The organism is Mesorhizobium album (assembly GCF_033977205.1).
In the GTDB taxonomy this organism is placed as follows: domain Bacteria; phylum Pseudomonadota; class Alphaproteobacteria; order Rhizobiales; family Rhizobiaceae; genus Mesorhizobium; species Mesorhizobium album.
In genome coordinates this window covers 1-19,503 of the sequence record NZ_JAVIIW010000004.1, presented here as the reverse complement: position 1 = coordinate 19,503, position 19,503 = coordinate 1, and the positions used below count along the sequence as shown (strand labels likewise).

The following is a 19,503-nucleotide window of genomic DNA, read 5'->3' as shown; positions in this document are numbered from 1 at the left end:
TTCGCTACTCGCTATTTCGCTATTCGCCCAAATCACCTTTTCGCAATCGGTACGTAGTCGCGTTCCGGGGCACCGGTGTAGAGCTGGCGCGGGCGGCCGATCTTCTGGTGCGGATCCTCGATCATTTCCTTCCACTGCGCGATCCAGCCGACGGTGCGGGCGACGGCGAACAGAACGGTGAACATGGTGGTGGGGAAGCCCAGCGCCTTCAGCGTGATGCCGGAATAGAAGTCGACGTTCGGATAGAGCTTCTTGGCGATGAAATATTCGTCCGTGAGCGCGATCTTCTCCAGCTCCATCGCGATGTCCAGCATCGGATCGTCCTTGATGCCGAGCTCGCCCAGCACCTCATGCGCGGTCTTCTGCATGATCTTGGCGCGCGGATCGTAGTTCTTGTAGACGCGGTGGCCGAAGCCCATCAGCCGGAACGGATCGTTCTTGTCCTTGGCGCGGGCGATGAATTCCGGAATGTGATCGACATGGCCGATCTCGCTCAGCATGTTGAGGGCTGCTTCATTGGCGCCGCCATGTGCCGGGCCCCAGAGGCAGGCGATGCCGGCGGCAATGCAGGCAAACGGGTTGGCGCCCGAGGAGCCGGCAAGGCGCACCGTCGAGGTCGAGGCGTTCTGCTCATGGTCGGCGTGCAGGATGAAGATGCGCTCCATGGCGCGCGCCAGCACCGGATTGATCTTGTATTCCTCGCACGGCACGGCGAAGCACATATGCAGGAAGTTCGCCGCGAAGCTGAGATCGTTCTTCGGATAAATGAAGGGCTGGCCGATGTGGTATTTATAGGCCATCGCAGCGATCGTCGGCATCTTGGCGATCAGGCGCATCGAGGCGACCATGCGCTGGTAAGGATCAGAGATGTCGGTCGAGTCGTGGTAGAAGGCCGACAGCGCGCCGACCACGCCGCACATCACGGCCATTGGGTGCGCGTCGCGGCGGAAGCCGGTGAAGAAGCGCGACATCTGCTCGTGCACCATGGTGTGGCGCGTCACGCGGTAGTCGAAGTCGTCCTTCTGCGCCTTGGTCGGCAATTCGCCGTAGAGCAGCAGGTAGCAGACCTCGAGGAAGTCGCCGTGCTCGGCAAGCTGGTCGATCGGATAGCCGCGATGCAAAAGGATACCGGCGTCGCCGTCGATGAAGGTGATCGCCGACTCGCAGCTCGCCGTCGATGTGAAGCCGGGGTCGTAGGTGAAGGCGCCGGTGGTGCTGTAGAGCGAACCGATGTCGATGACATCAGGCCCGACCGAACCGCTTCGCACCTTGAATTCGTGGGTCTTGCCGGCGAGTTCGAGCCTGGCGGTCGACTCGCGTTTCTCGCTGCCCGTTTCCATTTTTGTCGCAGCTTCGCTCATTCTCAAGCTCCTTTATGTTTCCTCATGCCGGCAAGGCAATTCCTGCAAACGACACGTCGAAATCACCGGAATGCGCGAACTTGCCACCGCATATTAGGGGGTGCGTGCCAGATTGGGCCAAGGCCTAATGTTGCACTGCGAAACACGCCTTTCAATGCCAATCTTCTTGGGCCAGTTCGCTCCTAATCGATTTGGTCTCCAATCCGCGCTAGACTTTCGTCGCGCCCCAGCACGGTAAGCACATCGAACACGCCGGGCGATGTGCTCCGGCCGGTAAGCGCGGCTCTCAGCGGTTGGGCCACGGCGCCGAGCTTGTGACCACCAGTCTGCGCAAAGTCACGAATGGCGGCTTCTGCGGCTGCGGCGCTCCATTCGCCAGTAATCGCCGCGAGCGCGGCATGGGCACCGCGCAGAATGGCGCGCGCGTCCCCACCGAGCAGCGCCGCGGCCTTCTCATCGAGTTGCAAGGGCCGCTCCGCGAACAGGAAGGCCGCTCCGTCGACGAGCTCGACGAGCGTCTTTGCCCGCTCCTTGAGGCCGGGCATGGCGGCAAGCAGCTGCGCCTTGCGCTTGTCGTCGAGCCTTGCCGCGAGCGCCGGTCCGCCTTCGAGATGGGGCAAGGTGGCGACGAATATGTCGAAGAGGGCCTTGTCATCCATCTTGCGCATATGGACGCCGTTCAGCGCCTCGAGCTTGGCGAAGTCGAAGCGGGCGGCGCCCTTGTTGACGTCGCCGATATCGAACCAGGCGATCATGTCCCTGATCGACATCACCTCGTCGTCGCCGTGGCTCCAGCCGAGCCTGGCCAGATAGTTGAGCAGGGCCTCGGGCAGATAGCCCATGGCGCGATAGGCCTCGACCCCGAGCGCGCCGTGGCGCTTCGACAGCTTGGCGCCGTCGGCGCCGTGGATCAGCGGGATGTGCGACATCGACGGCACGGTCCAGCCCATGGCGTTGTAGATCACGGTCTGGCGCGCGGCATTGGTCAGATGGTCGTCGCCGCGGATGATGTGGGTGACGCCCATGTCGTGGTCGTCGACGACGACGGCATGCATATAGGTCGGATTGCCGTCCGAGCGCAGGATGATGAAGTCGTCGAGATCCTTGTTCGGGAAGCGCACCTCGCCCTGCACGCGGTCATGCACGATCGTCTCGCCCTCGGTCGGCGCCTTGATGCGGATGGCGCCCTTGATGCCGGGAGGCGCCTCGGAAGGGTCGCGGTCGCGCCATTGGCCGTTGTAGCGCGGCGGCAGGCCCCTGGCGCGTGCCGCCTCGCGCATCGCCTCGAGCTCGGCAGGCGTCTCGAAGCTGTAATAGGCCTTGCCCAGGCGCACGAGCTCCTCGGCCACCTCGCGGTGGCGCGGCGCGCGCTCGAACTGCGATACGGCCTCGCCGTCCCACGAGAGGCCGAGCCAGGTCAGCCCGTCCAGAATGGCGGCCGTCGCAGCCTCGGTGGAGCGCTCGCGATCGGTGTCCTCGATGCGCAGCAGCATCGTGCCGCCCGTGTGCTTGGCATAAAGCCAGTTGAACAGCGCCGTGCGCGCGCCGCCGATATGCAGGAAGCCGGTGGGCGAGGGGGCAAAACGGGTGACGACCTTGTCGGACATGGAACTCTCGGAAGAAGCACTGAAGCAGGCGTGGTTGCGCGGACTTTCGCGGTTCATGTAGCATAGGAGGTCTGGGGCGCAAGGGGCAGACCCGATGGCTGGACGTGGCCGGGGCGCGGAGGAGGGCGAGGGGACGACAGCTGGCGTCAGCGAGCGCCTGCTGTTTGCCGGCACCGTGCCTGCCGAAGCGACACCGGTCCCGCTCCCGGCGCCGCGTCCGGCTACAGAGATTCTGGAGCCTGGCGGCGGGGCCTCTCGCACGCTCTCTCCGCCAGCAACCATCGATCGGATCCGCAGGCAGGTGCGCCGCGCTTCGCTTCCCGCGTTTGGCCGAAGCGTCGCTGCAGCCGCTGCCACCGAGCTTGACCGCGGCATCGGCTTCCTGCTGGTGCCGGTTTTCCTGGCAGCGGGCGTCATCCTCTATTTTTCCCTGAGCACCGAGCCGGATCTCTACAGGCCGCTTGCGGCTGTTGCGCTGATCGCCGTCTGTGCGGCGGTTTCGCGCTCATGGCCGAAGACGCACCTCCTCTTCATGGCGGCGCTGTTTTGCGCGCTGGGCTTTGTCGCTGCGAAGGTCGAGACCTGGCGCGCCGCAACACCGATGCTCGGCTCCGAGATCCAGACACGGCTGATGGGCCGTGTCGTCATCGCCGAGGAAATGGCCAATGACCGTATCAGGCTGACCATCGACCTCATCTCGACCGCGCACCCTAAGCTGCGCTACGCCCCGGATCGCGTCAGGCTCTCGGCGCGCAGGATCCCACCCGACTTGGAGGCAGGATCGCTGGTGACAGGCTATGCGCGGCTCTTGCCGCCGACCGGCCCGGTCCGCCCCGACAGCTACGACTTCTCCTTCGACAGCTATTTTTCCGGCATCGGCGCCAGCGGGTTTTTCCTCGGCGATCCGAAAGTCGTTTCGGCAACCGACCCGCCCGCCGGCGCAGGCCTAGCCTCCGCCGTCGAGAACGCTCGCGAAAATATCGCAGATCATATCAGAAGCACGGTCGGCGGTCCGGAAGGGGAGATCGCGGCTGCGCTGATCGTCGGTGTTCGCGCGGGCATTCCCGAGGACATCAACGAGGCGATGCGGCGGACCGGTATCTACCACATCATCTCGATTTCCGGCCTGCACATGGCGCTGGTCGCCGGCACGATCATGCTTTTGCTGCGCGGCGCCTTCGCGCTGTTTCCGGATTTCTCCTCGCGCCGCCCGGTGAAAAAATACGCCGCGGCAATCGCGCTGGTGTCGATCGCCGCTTATCTCGTCATTTCCGGCGTCGTGGTCGCGGCCGAGCGGAGTCTCATCATGCTCGCGGTCATGTTGATCGCCGTGCTCTTCGACCGGGCGGCGCTGACGATGCGCAATCTGGCGATTTCGGCCATCGCCGTCATCCTGGTGTCGCCGCATGAAGTGGTCGGCCCGAGCTTCCAGATGTCGTTTGCCGCCACGGCAGCGCTCGTCGGCGCCTATGCCGGCTGGGCCGAATACCGCACCGGCAAAGTGAGGGTGCCGCCGCCGAAGCGTTCGTTCCTGCGGTTCCTGTCGCGAAAGCTGGCGGTCGGAGCGGGTGGCGCCGCCATGACCTCGATCATCGCCGGAAGCGCTACGGCATTGTTTGCCATCTGGCACTTCCAGCGCGTCTCGCCGCTCAGCCTGCTGGCCAATCTCGCGATCATGCCGATCGTCACGGTCGTGATGTTCCTTGCCGTCGCCAGCGCCGTCATGATGCCGTTCGGCTTCGACTGGCCTTTCCTCTATTTGATGGGCAAGGGGCTGACGGCGATGATCGCGATCTCGGGGTGGATTTCGGAACGCTCGCCGGTCGATGCCGTCGGGCTGATCTCGATCCAGTCGGTGCTGCTTACGACAATCGCGCTGGTCATTGCGACCATGGCCACCACCTGGCTCAGGCTGGCGGCCGTTCCCTTCGCGTTGGCCGGCCTGCTGACGATCCCGCAGGTGCGCACGCCGGACGTCCTGATTTCCGAGGATGCGCATCTGGTGGCGATGCCGATCGGCGGCGGCGAACTCGCCATCAACCGCGCGCGCTCCAACGAATTCACAACCGACAACTGGAAACGGCGCTGAAGGCCGAGACAATCGTGCCGCCCGAGACATTCGTCAGCGGGGAGATAACCGATCCCGTCGGCCTGCCGCCAGGCTCGCCTTTCTACTGTACCGGCGACCTCTGCATTGGCCGGCATCCATCCGGCGCGCTCGTCGCGCTAGCCGAGAACCGCGACAGCGCCCGGCCGGCCTGCGGCTTCGCCGATCTCATCGTCATCAACGACGCCATGGCCTACAACCCTTGCCGCGATCCACGCGTCCTCGTCGTCACCAAGCGGCAGCTCGCGCGTGACGGCAGTGCCGCCGTCTTCTTCGACCCGCAATCGGCGACAGCGCGGCCAGCCATTCACTATGCCGTCCAACAGCCTTACCGTCCCTGGCACGAGCAACGACGGTATTCGCGCGAGGCGAGGGGGCTGGCACCCTACAAGCAGCCTGAAACGCCAGAAGCCAAGCCTCAACCGGCTCAGTAGCGGTTCAGCCATGCTGAACCGCTACTGAGTGTTTGTCTTGACGCAATTCCGGACGGAAAACCGCTGCGCACTTTCCTGGAATTGCTCAGTAGCGCCGGATGAGCCCGACGAGCTTGCCCTGAACCTTGACGCGATCTGGGCCGAAGATGCGGGTCTCATAGGCCGGATTGGCGGCTTCCAACGCGATCGAGGCGCCCTTGCGGCGGAAGCGCTTCAGTGTCGCCTCCTCGTCATCGACCAGCGCCACCACGATCTCACCCGGGCTCGCGGTGTTGGCATTGCGGATGATCACGGTGTCGCCGTCGAAGATGCCCGCCTCGATCATCGAGTCGCCCTTGACCTCCAGCGCATAGTGCTCGCCGCCCGTGATCATGTCCGGCGGCACCGTGATCGAATGCGTCTGGTGCTGGATGGCGTCGATCGGCACACCGGCGGCGATGCGGCCCATCACCGGAATGGACACGGCCGAAACGGCATCGTCGTCATTGCTGGGCGCCGGCGTGCGCGAAGGCGCCGCAGGCTTGATCTGTCGGCCGAGATTGCCTTGTCCGAGACTTCCCTGGATGACGCTCGGCGAAAACTTCCTCGCCGCGTTGAGGCCGGGCGCGATGGAATCGGGCAGGCGCAGCACCTCGAGGGCGCGCGCCCGGTTCGGCAGCCGGCGAATAAAGCCGCGCTCCTCCAGTGCCGTGATCAGGCGGTGGATGCCCGACTTCGAGGCAAGGTCGAGCGCTTCCTTCATCTCGTCGAAAGACGGCGGAATGCCGCTTTCCTTGAGCCGTTCGTGGATGAACATCAGAAGTTCATGTTGCTTGCGTGTCAGCATGGCAGCCCCCAACGGGTTCCAAAACCAGAATCAGAAAACAAACCCAGAACAAACACTATCTGTTCCAGTTGTGTTCCGCAACCGTTTAAAGTTTAGTGAATGTGTTGACGTTTTGTTCAGCGTAACATCAGAACGCTGCATTCGGCGCCGGCTTCCGCGGCCGGCGCGTAGGGCTCGCGCACGATCAGGCCGTTGGCGTCGGCCAGCATCCGCAGCATCGAGGAATCCTGGATGCCGAACGGCGTTGCGACCAGCGCCCCGGCATCCTCGCGCACGACGGCGCGCACATAGTCCTGCCTGATGTCGTTAGCGTGCATCGCGGAACCCAGCCATGCCGTGCGAATGTCCTGCCGGTAGGGACGACCGCCGAGCCGCGCCAGGAGCGGCTTCAGGAACAGTTGCGAGCAAACCAGGCTCGCCACCGGATTGCCGGGCAGGCCGACGCAGCGGATGTCGCCGAGCCGGCCAAACATCAGCGGCTTGCCGGGGCGCATGGCGATCTTCCAGAAATCGAGCTGCATGCCTTCGCCGGTCAGCACGTCGTGGATCAGGTCATGGTCGCCCACCGAGGCGCCGCCAAGCGTGACGATGACGTCGGCGCCGGCCTTGACCGCTTTCTTCACCAAAGCCGCGATTGCGTCCTTGCGGTCGGCGGCAATGCCGAGGTCGAGCGCGCGCGCGCCGACCGACTGCGCCACGGCGGCGACGCCATAGGCGTTGGACGAAATAATCTGGTCGGGACCGAGCGCGCTGCCCGGCGGCAACAACTCGTCGCCCGTGGCGATGATCGCGACGAACGGCTGCCGCACCACATTGAGGCTCGGATGGTTGGCCGACGCCGCCAGCGAAAGCGCTGCCGGATCGAGGTCGCGACCTTTATGGAGGAGCACGTCACCCTCGCCGAAGTCGAGTCCGCGGCGACGGACGTTGCGTGCCTGCGCGGTCGGCTCGATCACTTCGATGCTGCCGCCGCCGAGGTCGCGGACATTCTCCTGGATGACGACGGTGTCGGCACCTTCGGGGAGCGGCGCGCCGGTGAAGATGCGCACGGCCTCGCCCTTGCCGACGGAACCAGTAAAGCCGCGCCCGGCAGGCGCCATGCCGATGACGGAGAGCCGCGCCGGCATTGACACTACGTCCGTGTAGCGTACGGCATAGCCGTCCATGGCCGAAGCGTTGAAGGGCGGCTGGGTGCGCAGCGCCGCCACCGGTTCGGCCAGCACGCGGCCGGCCGCATCGGCGAGCGGAACGCTTTCGCTGGGCAGCGCCGCAGCACCTTCCAGCAGGCGTTCGAGCGCCTCGGCGACCGGAAGCAACGCCATCTCAAGAACCTGCCTTGTAGTCGCCCGACTTGCCGCCGGTCTTCTCGACCAGCCTGATGCCGGAAATCACCATGGCGCGATCTGCCGCCTTCGCCATGTCGTAAATGGTGAGACAGGCGACCGAGGCGGCGGTCAGCGCTTCCATCTCCACCCCCGTCTTGCCGTTGACGCGGGTAAGCGCGGTCACTTTGAGGCCGGGGAGCGCGCGGTCGGGCTCGATTTCGACGGCAACCTTGGTGAGAAGCAGCGGGTGGCAGAGCGGGATCAGTTCATGCGTCTTCTTGGCCGCCATGATGCCGGCGATGCGTGCGGCCCCCAGCACGTCGCCTTTCTTGGCGTCGCCGGCCAGGATCATGTCCAGAGTTTCCGGGCGCATGGTGACGAAACCTTCGGCGATTGCCGTGCGCGTCGTCTCGGCCTTGTCGCCGACATCGACCATGTTGGCTTCGCCCTTGGCGCCGATATGGGTGAGGGCGGGCATCAGACGGCCTCGGCCGGCGCATTACCCGTCAGCAGAAGCGAGGTCGCGGCTGCCACGTCGGCCTGCCGCATCAGGCTCTCGCCGACGAGGAAGGTGCCGATCCTGCTCTTTTCCAGCCGGCGGCAATCCTGATGCGTGAAGATGCCGCTCTCGCTGACGAGCAGCCGGTCAGACGGCACCATGGCCGCAAGCCGCTCGGAAACGTCGAGGCTGGTCTCGAAGGTTCTCAGATCGCGGTTGTTGATGCCGATCAGCCGCGACGTGAGCTGGAGCGCGCGCTCCATTTCCTTCTCGTCATGCACCTCGACCAGCGCGTCCATGCCGAGCTCGAAAGCCGTCGCTTCGAGCTCGCTGGCTAAAACGTCGTCGACGCTTGCCATGATGATCAGGATCGCGTCCGCGCCCCAGGCGCGGGCTTCATAAACCTGGTACGGGTCGAAGAGGAAATCCTTGCGCAAAGCGGGCAGGCCGACCGCGGCGCGCGCGGCGGTCAGGAACGCGGGCGCGCCCTGGAAGGACGGAGCGTCGGTCAGCACCGAAAGGCAGGCAGCACCCCCTTGCTGATAGGCCCTGGCAAGCGCCGGCGGATCGAAGTCGGCGCGGATCAGCCCCTTGGAAGGGCTCGCCTTCTTGATCTCGGCAATCAGCGCGAAGCCGCCGGCCTTCCGCTTGGCCTCGAGCGCGGCGAGGAAGCCGCGCGGCGGCTCGGCATCCTTCGCCCTGGCCTTGATCTCGGCAAGCGGCACGCTGAGCTTCGCCGCGGCGATCTCTTGGCGCTTATAGGCTTCGATCTTGCGCAGGATATCGGACAAGGTTCTAACCGTTCGAGATTTCGATGAGCCTGTCGAGCACTGCGAGCGCCCGGCCGCTGTCGATGGCTTGCGCGGCGGCTTCAATGCCGTCAGCAAGCGTCGTCGCCTTGCCCGCCACCACCAGCCCGGCGCCGGCATTCATCAGCACGGTGTCGCGATAGGCACCTGCCGCGCCGCCCAGCATATCGCGCAATGCCTTGGCATTGTAGTCCGCGTCGCCGCCACGCAGCTCTTCCTTGTCGTGCCGCTTCAGCCCGACCGCCTCCGGGGTGAGCGTGAAGCTGCGGATCTCGCCGCCTGCGAGTTCCGCCACCTGCGTTTCGCCGGTGGTGGTGATTTCGTCGTAGCCGTCGCCGTGCACCACCCAGACATGGTCTGCGCCGAGCGTCTTCAGCGTCTCTGCCACCGGCATGATCCACTCCGGCAGGAAGACGCCGACCATCTGGCGGCTGACGCCGGCCGGGTTCGACAGCGGGCCGAGCAGATTGAAGATGGTGCGTGTGCCGAGCTCGCCCCTGATCGGGCCGACATGCTTCATCGCCGGATGATGCGCCGGCGCGAACATGAAGCCGACGCCGGCCTCGTGGATGCAGCGGCCGATCGTCTCCGGCGGAATGTCGATCTTGACGCCAAGCGCCATCAGCACGTCGGCGGAACCGGTCAGCGAGGACAGGCCGCGATTGCCGTGCTTGGCGACCGGAACCCCCGCCGCAGCGACGACGAAAGCCGAAGCGGTCGAGATGTTGACGCTGTGCGAATTGTCGCCGCCGGTGCCGACGATGTCGATCGCGCCCTGCGGAGCTTCGACGCGCAGCATCTTGGCGCGCATCGTGGCGACCGCGCCGGAAATCTCGCTCACCGCCTCGCCGCGCACGCGCAGCGCCATCAGGAAGCCGCCGATCTGGCCCGGCGTCGCATCGCCCGACATGATGATGTCGAAAGCCTCGCGCGCCTCCTCGAAGGAGAGCGCGGTGCCGGTGGCGATCTTGGCTATGTGTGTCTTAAGAGCGCTCATCGTGTCTGTGCCTGGGAAACGGCGGCCGGATCGATGCGAACGTCATATTGCGACTGCAACTGCGCCACCAGCTGGTCGAGCAGGTCGTCGGACATGCCGGCGCTGAAGGATTTCTGCGCGTCTTCCGGAACCGAGCTGCCATCGGCGCCAGCCGGTTCGAAGACCTCGGCGACCTTGAACAGGATCTGGCCGTCACCGGTGGGCGAGGGAATCAGGCCCGTGCCGCCTTCGCCGACGCCGAACATGGCGGCAGCGCCTTCCTTGCCGAAATCGGCATCGTCGGCCTCGCGCTTCAGACCGCGCTTGGTCTGCTTCTCAAGCTTCAGTTCGCCGGCGATGACGTCGAGCGTCGCGCCGGCCTTCAGGCGCTTTTCCAGTTCCTGCGCCTTGGCGTCGAGCCGCTTGTCGGTCTCCGCGGTGGTCCAGTCGGCCGCCACCTTCTGGCGGACTTCGTCCAGCGTGCGGTCGCGCGCCAGCGTGATCGACTTGACTTCGTAGAACACGAAGCCGTTGTCGGCGGTGGTCAGGCCTTCATTTTCGGTGTTCGGCTCGGCGTCGAAGACGGCCTTGATGAGGTCCGCCGATTGCGGCAGGTCGTTGACGACCGTGCCGTCAGGACGCTGGCCGGTGCGATCGATGGCGTCGATGGTGACGACCTTGAGCTTCAGCTTGTCGGCCGCCTGGGCAAGCGAGGCGCCGGAAGCGCGGGTGTCCTCGTAGCTGTCATGCACGTCGAGCAGGACGCGGCTTGCCTCGCCGAGCGCAAGGTCCTTGCGGATCTGGTCGGACACTTCCGAAAGCGGCTTCACCACCTGCGGCTTGATATCGGTGACGCGCAGCAGCACCGGGCCGAAGGCACCCTGAACCACCGGGCTGACCTCGTTGACGTTGAGCGAGAAGGCCGCATCGGCCACCGCCTTGTCGGCGATCTTGTCCTTGGCCAGCGTGCCGAGCACGGTGTCGGCCTGCGTCTTGCCCTCGGCGGCGACGATCTTGTCGAAGGTGGCGCCGGCCTTCAGTGAATCATATGCCGCCTTGGCCGCGTCCGGCGTCTTGAATACCAGCTGCTCGATGGTGCGCATTTCAGGCGTGGTGTAGCGCACCTTGTTCTTGTTGTAATCGTCGGCGATCTGCTGATCAGTCACCGCCGTCGGATCCATGATGTCCTGCGGCTCCAGCCGGACATAGGAGAACTTGCGGTATTCCGGCGCGGCGTAGTTCTTCTTGTTGGCCTCGAAATAGGTTTTCAGTGCGCTGTCGGACGGCGGCTCGATCGGCTGCGCCAGCGTCTTCGGCAGAACGAGATAGTCGATCGTGCGGTCCTCGCCGCGATAGAGCGCGACCGCCTTCAGGAAGGTCTGCGGCGCCTTGAGGCCATCGGAAATCGCCTCGACGATCTGCTGGCGCACCGCCACCTGCGAGCGGTTCTTGAGATAGTCCTCGGGGCGCATGCCCACCTGGCGCAGCAGATATTCGAAGGTCCTGCGGTCGAACTGGCCGCTCGGGCCCTTGAAGGCCGGATCCTCGCGCGTCAGCTCGGCCAGCCGGTCCTTGGAGAGGCCCAGCCCGAGCTTGCGGGCCTGCTCGTCGAGCACGGCACCCGAAACGAGTTGCGCCAGCACCTGGTTGTCGATGCCCAGCAGCTTCGCCTGTTCATGCGTGATGCGCTGGCCATATTGCTGCGAGAGCATATTGATCTGGCGATCGTAGGCGAGGCGGTACTCGTTGATCGAAACCGTCGTGCCGCCGGCGGTGATCACGGAATGATGCCCGGCCAGACTTCCCGACAGGCGCCCGGAAATACCCCAGACGGCAAAGCTCACCACCAGCAAGGACAGCAACGCCTTCGCGACCCAGGTGCTCGCCGCGCTTCTCAATATACTAAGCATGCTTACTTCCGATTTTTGCGCATTTTCGCATGCGCCGAGTCTGAAACAAGCGCAATAGCGTCCTTCCGGTCCACTGTCGATTGCTTTGTGGCCTGATTTTGGTAGTGAGGGCGCTGCCTTATGTCGCCTGGAGAACCGACCCCATGACCCCTGGAATCCGTCCGCTCGTCGCCGGCAACTGGAAAATGAACGGCACCAGCGCGTCGCTCAACGAGTTGAGGATGATCGGCAACGGCTTCATGAGCGGGCTCGATGCGGAGACGGAAGCCCTGGTCTGCGTGCCGGCGACCCTGCTTCACCAGGCCGCCGAGATCCTTTCGCGCACGCCGGTGCGGGCCGGCGGCGAGGATTGCCATCCCAAGGAGAGCGGCGCCTATACGGGCGAGATTTCGGCCGAGATGCTGAAGGATGCGGGCGCCAGCCACGTCATCGTCGGCCATTCGGAACGCCGCGAGCAATGCGGCGACAACGACTCGATCGTCCACGCCAAGGCGTCGGCCGCCTGGCGGGCGGGGCTGGTGGCCATCATCTGCATCGGCGAAAAGCGGGCCGAGCGCGAGGCAGGCGCGACGCTCGACGTCCTGTCGCGTCAGCTCGACGGGTCCGTGCCGCCGAGCGCCACCGCCGCCAACACCATCATCGCCTATGAGCCCGTCTGGGCGATCGGCACCGGCCTGACGCCGACCGCCGCCGACGTCGCCGAGGCGCACGCGCATATCCGCGGCAAGCTGACCGCGCTGCTCGGCGATGCCGCGGCCAGGATGCGCATTCTCTATGGCGGTTCGGTCAAACCCTCCAATGCCGTGGAACTGCTCGGCGTCGAGAACGTCGATGGCGCGCTGGTCGGCGGCGCCAGCCTCAAGGCAGCCGACTTCCTCGCCATCGCCGAAGCCTATATGAATATGTCATAGCCGCGGGCGCTCCGCGCGCGGCGGCGAGGCGCGGCCAAATCGTTGCAATGGCCGGATAGCTTCCCATATTCCCGGCCACGGGCTTGGAAATGCCATCAAAGCATTGTAAGGAGCCGCCTCCAAATCACCGGTCGTATGCGCGGCCGCGCAGGGCCTCGCCAGGATAAATTATGGAAACCGTACTGATCGTCATCCACCTCATGGTCGTGCTCGCCCTTGTCGGCGTGGTGCTGCTGCAGCGCTCCGAAGGCGGCGGTCTCGGCATTGGCGGCGGTTCCGGTTTCATGACGGCGCGAGGTGCCGCCAATGCGCTCACACGTGCAACGGCAATCCTGGCCGCGGCTTTCTTCGTGACCTCGCTCGCCCTGTCCATCATCGCCCGCTACGGCGAGAAGCCGATCGACATTCTCGACCGCACGCCTGCCTCGACCAATGCCGGCAAGGGCGTGCTCAACCAGCTGCCGGGCGCGAACGGTCCGGTCGGCAGCTCGCAGCCGGCGGCGCCGTCTGGCGGCGCGACGACCACGACGCCGCTTTCGAACGGCGCCACCACGACGGCTCCGGCCACTGCCCCCGCCACGCCGGCGCCGGCGAATCCGACTGCACCGCCGGCCACGAACGGCGTCACCTTGCCGGTTACCCCGCAGGTTCCGAACCAGTAGCCGGGCAAGCATTGCTGCCGCGATCTGTTGTTCTTTGAACACAGTCGCGGCAAATGCTGCTTGATCACGAAGATTCAACCAAGCTTAGCGCCTTGCTCAGCTTGAGACGGCGCTGGCTAATCGATTATAGATTGCACGCGGCACTTTTCGGCGTCCTTGGGGGGCGCCGGGCGACGCCGTGGGCAACTAGCATAGAAAATCGGATCTTCGCCATGCAGCTTCGCAGCTTCATCCTTTTGGGATTCTGTGCCGTATTCGGCATGGGGTCCGCGGCCTTTGCCTCACCGGCAAACCTGGCCGCTTCGCCGTCGGTAGAGAAGACCGACGCAATTCCCGTCGCCACCACCAAGAGCGACGCATCGCAGCTGAAGCTTCTCAAGAAGAAGAAAAACCCGACCTCTGACGACCTTGCGCAGATCAGCAAGCTCGAGGCCAAGATCGCGGCCGACAAGGAAGCGGCCAAGGAAAAGGCCCTCGAAGCCCGCAAGCTGGCGATGCGCGAGGCGGCCAAGGCCAAGGCGGATGCGGCGCGCCAGGAATGGCTGTCCAAGAAGGGTTCGGCAGCGGAAGTGGCCGACGCCAGGCCTGCTAAGAAGATCACCAAGATCCTCGCGCCGCTCGACCCCGTGGCTCCGATCGCGCCGATCCAGACCGAGGAGGCAATTCCGGCCGAGGCGATGAACATCACCGCCACCGGCAACAATGGTGAGCTGCGCAGCGAGCAGCCTGGGCAGAAGCAGACGAGCAGCGGCGGGCTGTTTGCGGGCCTGTTCGGCGGTTCCTCGGTGTCCTCGATCAACTACCTGCCCGAGACCCGCGCGCTCGATTCGGCGCTCGCCAAGAAGGACGCCAAGCGGCCGTTCAAGGTGAACCCGGAATTCGTGCCGCAGGACGTTACCTTCACCGGCTATGAGCCGGGCACGATCGTTATCGACACCACCGCACGCCGCCTCTATCTCGTCGAATCCTTTTCCACCGCACGCCGCTATGCCATCGCGGTGGGGCGCGAGGGCCTGCAGTTCAAGGGCACGGTTGCCGTCGGCGACAAGCAGGAATGGCCGCGCTGGATCCCGACGCTCGACATGCAGAAACGCGAGCCGAAGCATTATGGCCAGTACAAGGACGGCATGCCCGGCGGCGGCGAAAACCCGCTCGGCGCGCGCGCCATCTACCTCTATGACGGCAAGAAGGACACGCATCTGCGTATCCACGGCACCATTGCGCCGCAGTCGATCGGAACCAGTGCCTCCAATGGCTGCTTCCGCATGATCAACGAGCACGTCATGGACCTCTACAATCGCGTCAAGATCGGCACCAAGGTCGTTATTATCTAACGACAAGGTCGTTATCTCTAACGACCCAAGTCGTCATCATGCCGAAAGGGCCGGCGCTGCCGGCCCTTTCGTTTTGAGTTTTGTTTTGACGCATGTCGTTCTCCCAAAGCCGCTTAGCGCTTTGGGCGACATGCTTCGCAAAGGCCCCGCCGCGGGCACCGGCGCCATTTCGAGAAAAAGCCTTCGCGGCGGTTTTTTCTCTGGCGGAATCAATCAGGCCGCGTTAAGCGATGACTCCCATGGCGCGATATGTATTCATCACAGGCGGCGTGGTTTCCTCACTCGGAAAAGGCATCGCTGCAGCAGCTCTTGGGGCTCTCCTGCAGGCGCGAGGCTATCGCGCACGGATCAAAAAGCTCGATCCTTACCTCAATGTCGATCCCGGAACGATGTCGCCGTACCAGCATGGCGAAGTGTTCGTCACCGACGACGGCGCCGAGACAGATCTCGATCTCGGCCACTATGAGCGCTTCACCGGCCGGTCAGCGAACCAACAGGACAACATCACCACCGGCCGCATCTACAAGAACATCATCGAGCGCGAGCGGCGCGGCGACTATCTCGGCGCGACCGTGCAGGTGATCCCGCACGTCACCGACGAGATCAAGCACTTCGTCCTCGACGGCAATGACGACTACGACTTCGTGCTGTGCGAGATCGGCGGCACCGTCGGCGACATCGAGGCGATGCCGTTCCTGGAAGCGATACGCCAGCTCGGCAACGACCTGCCGCGCAACAATGCGGTCTATGTGCATCTCACCCTGATGCCTTATATCCCGACCGCCGGCGAGTTGAAGACCAAGCCGACGCAGCATTCGGTCAAGGAACTGCGCGGCATCGGCATCGCGCCCGACATTCTTCTGGTGCGCGCCGACCGGCCGATCCCCAAGGAGGAGCGCCGCAAACTGTCACTGTTTTGCAATGTGCGCGAAAGCGCCGTCATCCAGGCGCTCGACGTGCCGCATATCTATGACGTGCCGATGGCCTATCACAAGGAAGGCCTCGACTCGGAAGTGCTCGCCGCCTTCGGCATCGATCCGGCGCCGAAGCCGCGCATGGAGCCCTGGCAGGCGCTCTCCAACCGCATCCATAATCCGGAAGGCGAGGTGACGATCGCCGTCGTCGGCAAGTACACCGGGCTGAAGGACGCCTACAAATCGCTGATCGAGGCGCTTTCGCATGGCGGCCTTGCCAACCGCGTCAAAGTCAAGCTCGACTGGATCGAGAGCGAGATCTTCGAGAAGGAAGATCCGACGCCGTGGTTGGAGAAGGTGCACGGCATTCTCGTTCCCGGCGGTTTCGGCGAACGCGGCTCCGAGGGCAAGATCCTGGCGGCGAAATTCGCGCGCGAGCGCAAGGTGCCTTATTTCGGCATCTGCTTCGGCATGCAGATGGCCTGCATCGAGGCGGCGCGATCGCTGGCAGGTGTCGAGCATGCCTCTTCGACCGAGTTCGGTCCGACCGACGAGCCGGTTGTCGGCTTGATGACCGAATGGCTGAAGGGCAACATGCTGGAGAAGCGCAAGGCAAGCGGCGACCTTGGCGGCACCATGCGGCTGGGCGCCTATCAGGCCGAGCTCGCCAAGGGCTCGAAGATCGCTGAAATCTACGGCGATACGCAGATTTCCGAGCGCCATCGTCACCGCTACGAGGTCAATATCGATTACAAGCAGCGGCTTGAAGAGTGCGGCCTGGTCTTTGCCGGCATGTCGCCCGACGGCGTGCTGCCCGAGACGGTCGAATATCCCGACCATCCCTGGTTCATCGGCGTGCAGTACCATCCGGAACTGAAAAGCAGGCCGCTCGATCCGCATCCGCTGTTCGCGAGCTTCATCGAGGCGGCGATGGAGCAGAGCCGCCTGGTCTGAGCGACCGGCCATGCAGACTTACGTCGCGTTGCTTTATAGCATCATCCTGGGCGAGGGGCGTCGCGTCGTCATGTCCGACCTCAAGGCAATGGCGGAGGGGCTTGGGCTAACGAATGTCCGCACGCTGGTGGCGACGGGCAACCTGGTTTTCGAGGCACGGACGGCCGAGGTTTCCGATCTGGAACAGCGGCTGGAAATGGCTTTCGAAAAGAGCTTCGGCCGCCATGTCGACATCATCGTGCGTAGCGCCGACGATTGGCTGAAGCTTGCGGCCGGCAATCCGTTCCCGGACGAATCGGCGGAAGCCGGCGACCAGGTCGCGGTGCGGGTGATGCGCCGGCCGGCGCCTGAAGAAGCCGTAGCGGCTCTTTCAGCCTATACCGCCGAGGACGAGAAGGTGGTTTGGGTCGGCGGCGACATCTGGATCGTCTTTTCACGCGAGCGGCCGAGCTCGCGGTTGCTTGCAGCAGCCAATCACAAGCGCATGGGCATCGGCACCTCGCGCAATTGGAACACGGTGCGGAAACTGGCAGAGATGGTGGGCAGTAGGCAGTAGGCAAGTAGGGAAGCTATTCCCTAGTTCCTATTGCCTACTGCCTCATTTTCAGGCCTTCGCCGTCCTCGCCTCAGCACCGAGCGCCATGGTGCGCAGCACATAGTAGACGGCGCCCGCGATCGCCACGCCGAAGAACCAGCCGTAGACGCCCCACCACGATGGCAGCCAGTTGGTGAAGTTGGGCAGGATCGAGGAGAAGATCGCGCCGATGCCGGCGGCGATGAAGGCGTTGACGTGCCAGCCGCCCTGGAAGCGGAACTCGCCGTCTTCGCGGTAGAGCGCCTCGACGTCCACCTCGCTTTTCCGGATCAGATAGTAGTCGACCATCATCACCCCGAAGATCGGTCCCATCGTCGCGCCGATAATGTTGACGAAGGAGGCGGCGCTGCCTTCCCAAGGCGCGAAGGGGTAGAGCACCAGCGCGATCAGCGCCGCGATGTAGCCGCCCTTCTTGAAGTCGATCTGGCGCGGGAAGACGTTGGAGAAGTCAAAGGCCGGCGAGACGAAATTCGCCACCACGTTGATGCCGAGCGTCGCCACGGCAAAGGTCAGCGCCGCAAGGGCCGCCAGGAACCAGCTGTCGAACTTGGCCGAGATCTGGTCGGGATGCAGCAGCACCTCGTGATAGACATCGTAGGCGGCGATCGTGGTGACGCCGGCGACCAGGGAGAACAGGATCAGGTTGACCGGCAGGCCCCAGATATTGCCCTTGCGCAGCGCCGCGTTGTCGGGCGCGTAACGGGCGAAGTCGCAGAAGTTGAGGTAGAGCGCCGAGAAATAGGTCACCCAGATCGCCGCCACCGCAAACAGCGCGGTCCATGATCCCGGCTCGCCGGGCACGCCGGCATCCTTGGTCTTGTCGAGCAGCACGTCCATCGGGATGTCGCTGGTGAAGGCGAAGGTCCCCGCTTTCAGGCAGAGATAGATCGCCAGGATCAGCATCATCACCCACACGGCCGGGCCCGCCCAGTCCTGGAAGCGGCGCACCGTTTCCATACCCTTCTGGATGATCAACAACTGCAGCGCCCAGATGACGACGAAGCAGATCACCTCGAGGCCGGAATGGCCGAGGAAATGCGAGCTCCTGTTGAAATCGTCGAACCATTGCAGCCGCGTCAGCAGCGCGACGATCGCGCCCGATGCAGCGGCCGTCTGCGCGCCGTACCAGAAGCAGGCGACCACGGCGCGCACCAGCGCCGGAACGTTGGCGCCCCATATGCCGAAGGAGGCGCGGGCGAGCACGGGGTAGGGCACACCGGTCTTCACGCCGGCATAGCCGACGAGGTTCATCAGGCCGTAAATGATCAGCGAGCCGATGCCGATGGCAATGATGAAGTTGACGAAGCCGCCGCAGAACAGGAACAGACTTGCGGCGAGATAATAGCCCCAGAGGCTGTGGACGTCGGACGTCCAGACGTTGAAGATCGAAAACGGCCCCCAGTTCCTGACCGTTGCCGGAGCCAGATCCTCGTTGTAGAGGCCGGGCGATGCGCCTTGTATGGTCATTGCAAATGTTCCCCTTTTTGCAAAAACGCGCCCTCACGCGTTAACCATCGAGGGTAAGCCTGACGCAGGGGAACCGGCAAGCAACCCATTTGCCGGCTTTCGCCTTAAAGACATTCAATGAGAATCGGCCTTATCGCTTGCTCTGAGCTTCCATCATTGCTTGAGTCGCTTGAGTCGGAGCGGGCGTTTTCGCCGCATACTGGCGGTTCCAAAATTTCAAGCGGCAATCAAATTTGTTTGGAACTAATCCACAGGATATGCGTTTATGCCGGTTCGACCGCAATGCGGTCGGCCGGGAGGATAACAATGGATCGCTTGCATTTCTTTACCCCAGTGCGGATCGCGCGTGGGCAGGGATACCCCTTGGAGGAAGTCGATAGCGTCTCCGAAGCGATGGTATTCCTGCGGAAGTGGCCTACGGGAAGACGCGGCCCGGTTTATCAGTGCGCCCTGAATTGCTGCTCGGCAGCGATGGCGGGCAAGATGTCGGCTGAGGAAGCGAGAAAGGCCTTCGTCGGCTTTGCCCGCATCACCCGGCTGCTCGACGACGACATGGCGCTGCCTCTGGGCGGCATGTCCATGGACAATGTCCACGCCTTGAGGCGGTAACACCGTCCCCGATCTGCGGCAGTTCCTGGCTGCCGGACACTGCGCCGACGAGGCGTTGGCCGTATGGCCGACGTCATCCGGTGTTTTTTGCGTCATCTCTCCCTGAAAGCCTCCGAGCCCACCTTGGCGAGCGGCGAAAGCAGGTAATCGATCACGCGGCGGCTGTCGGTTTTGATTTCCACGGTCACCGTCATGCCCGAAGT

15 protein-coding genes and 1 pseudogene are annotated in these 19,503 nt (G+C 64.2%); 7 read left to right on the top strand and 9 right to left on the bottom strand.

Annotation, left to right across the window (positions count from 1 at the left end):
* Positions 1–32: 32 nt before the first annotated feature.
* Entirely contained in the window at positions 33–1,361 is a 1,329-nt protein-coding gene (gene gltA, locus RFN28_RS04550; protein WP_320286186.1) for a citrate synthase, read from the bottom strand.
* Between the two features lie 182 nt (positions 1,362–1,543).
* A complete protein-coding gene (gene gltX, locus RFN28_RS04545) occupies positions 1,544–2,968 on the bottom strand; it encodes a glutamate--tRNA ligase (protein WP_320286185.1) in 1,425 nt (474 codons plus the stop codon).
* A 94-nt stretch (positions 2,969–3,062) separates the two neighbouring features.
* Between gltX and RFN28_RS04540 the strand changes: the two are divergent.
* A pseudogene (locus RFN28_RS04540) lies at positions 3,063–5,509 on the top strand (ComEC/Rec2 family competence protein).
* Between the two features lie 85 nt (positions 5,510–5,594).
* Here the strand turns inward: RFN28_RS04540 and lexA are convergent.
* The 6 genes from lexA to RFN28_RS04510 all read right to left on the bottom strand — a co-directional run bounded on the left by lexA (position 5,595) and on the right by RFN28_RS04510 (position 11,854).
* Entirely contained in the window at positions 5,595–6,335 is a 741-nt protein-coding gene (gene lexA, locus RFN28_RS04535; RefSeq protein WP_320286184.1) for a transcriptional repressor LexA, read from the bottom strand.
* A gap of 116 nt (positions 6,336–6,451) precedes the next feature.
* Entirely contained in the window at positions 6,452–7,657 is a 1,206-nt protein-coding gene (locus RFN28_RS04530; protein ID WP_320286183.1) for a molybdopterin molybdotransferase MoeA, read from the bottom strand.
* A gap of 1 nt (position 7,658) precedes the next feature.
* Positions 7,659–8,141, bottom strand: a complete 483-nt coding sequence (gene moaC / locus RFN28_RS04525; protein WP_320286386.1) for a cyclic pyranopterin monophosphate synthase MoaC — start codon at positions 8,139–8,141, stop codon at positions 7,659–7,661.
* Complete coding sequence (gene trpC, locus RFN28_RS04520) at positions 8,138–8,950, bottom strand: indole-3-glycerol phosphate synthase TrpC (protein ID WP_320286182.1); 813 nt, start codon at positions 8,948–8,950, stop codon at positions 8,138–8,140. The genes moaC and trpC overlap by 4 nt, the downstream gene beginning before the upstream one ends.
* Before the next feature lie 4 nt (positions 8,951–8,954).
* Entirely contained in the window at positions 8,955–9,965 is a 1,011-nt protein-coding gene (gene trpD, locus RFN28_RS04515) for an anthranilate phosphoribosyltransferase (protein ID WP_320286181.1), read from the bottom strand.
* The gene (locus RFN28_RS04510) at positions 9,962–11,854 is read right to left on the bottom strand and encodes a SurA N-terminal domain-containing protein (RefSeq protein WP_320286180.1); all 1,893 of its coding nucleotides are present in this window, start codon (positions 11,852–11,854) and stop codon (positions 9,962–9,964) included. Before RFN28_RS04510 ends, trpD begins: the two co-directional genes overlap by 4 nt.
* Before the next feature lie 143 nt (positions 11,855–11,997).
* Between RFN28_RS04510 and tpiA the strand changes: the two genes are divergently transcribed.
* The 5 genes from tpiA (at position 11,998) to RFN28_RS04485 (ending at position 17,185) form a co-directional block, all read left to right on the top strand.
* Positions 11,998–12,765 carry a triose-phosphate isomerase gene (gene tpiA, locus RFN28_RS04505; RefSeq protein WP_320286179.1) on the top strand — a complete coding sequence of 256 codons (768 nt, stop codon included), beginning with the start codon at positions 11,998–12,000 and terminating at the stop codon, positions 12,763–12,765.
* A 170-nt stretch (positions 12,766–12,935) separates the two neighbouring features.
* Positions 12,936–13,427 (top strand): preprotein translocase subunit SecG, encoded by a 492-nt coding sequence (secG, locus tag RFN28_RS04500; protein WP_320286178.1) that lies wholly within the window; start codon positions 12,936–12,938, stop codon positions 13,425–13,427.
* Positions 13,428–13,639: 212 nt separating this feature from the next.
* Complete coding sequence (locus RFN28_RS04495; RefSeq protein ID WP_320286177.1) at positions 13,640–14,761, top strand: L,D-transpeptidase; 1,122 nt, start codon at positions 13,640–13,642, stop codon at positions 14,759–14,761.
* A gap of 230 nt (positions 14,762–14,991) precedes the next feature.
* Complete coding sequence (gene pyrG, locus RFN28_RS04490; RefSeq protein WP_320286176.1) at positions 14,992–16,629, top strand: CTP synthase; 1,638 nt, start codon at positions 14,992–14,994, stop codon at positions 16,627–16,629.
* A gap of 10 nt (positions 16,630–16,639) precedes the next feature.
* A complete protein-coding gene (locus tag RFN28_RS04485) occupies positions 16,640–17,185 on the top strand; it encodes a DUF1697 domain-containing protein (RefSeq protein ID WP_320286175.1) in 546 nt (181 codons plus the stop codon).
* 48 nt (positions 17,186–17,233) lie between these two features.
* Here RFN28_RS04485 and RFN28_RS04480 read toward each other — a convergent pair whose 3' ends face one another.
* Positions 17,234–18,691, bottom strand: coding sequence for an NCS1 family nucleobase:cation symporter-1 (locus RFN28_RS04480; protein ID WP_320286174.1), 1,458 nt, complete (start codon positions 18,689–18,691; stop codon positions 17,234–17,236).
* Positions 18,692–18,997: 306 nt separating this feature from the next.
* On the opposite strand from RFN28_RS04480, the gene RFN28_RS04475 reads away from it, so the two are divergent.
* Entirely contained in the window at positions 18,998–19,300 is a 303-nt protein-coding gene (locus RFN28_RS04475; RefSeq protein ID WP_040971694.1) for a DUF982 domain-containing protein, read from the top strand.
* Positions 19,301–19,503: the final 203 nt, after the last annotated feature.